This is a genomic window from Alistipes sp. CAG:29, assembly GCF_000435435.1.
Taxonomy (GTDB): Bacteria; Bacteroidota; Bacteroidia; order Bacteroidales; family Rikenellaceae; genus Alistipes; species Alistipes onderdonkii.
The window spans coordinates 1-1163 of the sequence record NZ_FR893440.1; the positions used below are offsets into that span (position 1 = coordinate 1).

General features: G+C 45.9%; 1 protein-coding gene. It reads left to right on the top strand.

Going from position 1 to position 1163, the window contains the following annotated elements:
- Nucleotides 1–80 precede the first annotated feature (80 nt).
- Nucleotides 81–1163: 6-bladed beta-propeller (locus QVP03_RS04490; protein ID WP_288210639.1), on the top strand; the 1083-nt coding region annotated here is incomplete at its 3' end.

Consider the following 1163-nt stretch of genomic DNA (forward strand, 5'->3'; position numbering starts at 1 on the left):
GAGCGACAACCCGATCGTGGTTGCGTATACGTTGAAATAATCGTAAAAACGCCCGGACAGAAGACCAAATAAGAAAGCATATGAAGCAACTAACAGCCACAATTATAACCGCCCTATTCTGCGCTGCCTGCGGAACCACGCAACTAAAAAACAGCTTGGCTTTGGAACTGTCCGATGTAGACGCGATTCATATCATGCCCGGCACTCCGCACCCGATCCGGGCCGACAATGCTAAAATCATCAGCACGGCTGAATTGCTCGATATGGTCAGACAGGTCGATTACATAAAGTTGGATTCATCCGAACCCATCGGCGTAATAGACAAAATGATCGTTACAAAAGACAAAATTTATATATTAGACTGCTATACCGCACAGCAGATCTTCGTATTCGACAAAACGGGCAACCTGTTGTTCCGCATCAAGAACAAAGGCAGGGGGCCGAAGGAATACCTGAGTGTCGCGGATATGCAGGTAGACACCATCCGGAATGAAATACTTGTAAATGACGCACTGGCCCGCTCCTACCTTTATTTTTCCACGGATGACGGGACATTCCTACGGCGGGAAAAGGGAATAGCGAACTGCTATTTGGCACGTATCGACAGCCTATCCATAAACCTTCAAATTCCCGGACAGGATTTCAACGACGACGAGAACTGGGCGATTCTCGTTTCCAACAAAGACTCCGTCCTTTACAAAGGATTCGCCCCGACACCTCTGCAAGACAACAATTTTGCAGTCAACAGTTTCACTTATGACTACGATGGAACCCTTCTCTATACTCCGGTCTATTCCGATACGGTTTACCAGTTCACCACCGCTTCCGTCGTAAAACCGGAATATGTGATCTGTCAGAAAAAGAGTGTATGGAGGCGTTATGACGAAAAATTATCTCCACAGGAAGTCAATGATCTAATTAAGGAAAACAATTATACAAGGTATGGCGGTAAATTCCTTGCTACGAAAAGCCATGCATCCTTTGAGATCGGCCATAAATGGAATAAATATATAGTCGCCAAACCCTATTTCTGGGATAAGAAAACAGATGCCGTTTATGTATGGGATACTACGCAAGGTGCGGATACAAGTTTGGTCATTCGCGATATTATCCAGCAGCCGATAGCCGTCTACGGCGATACGTTTTTCGGCACCTGTTCTCCG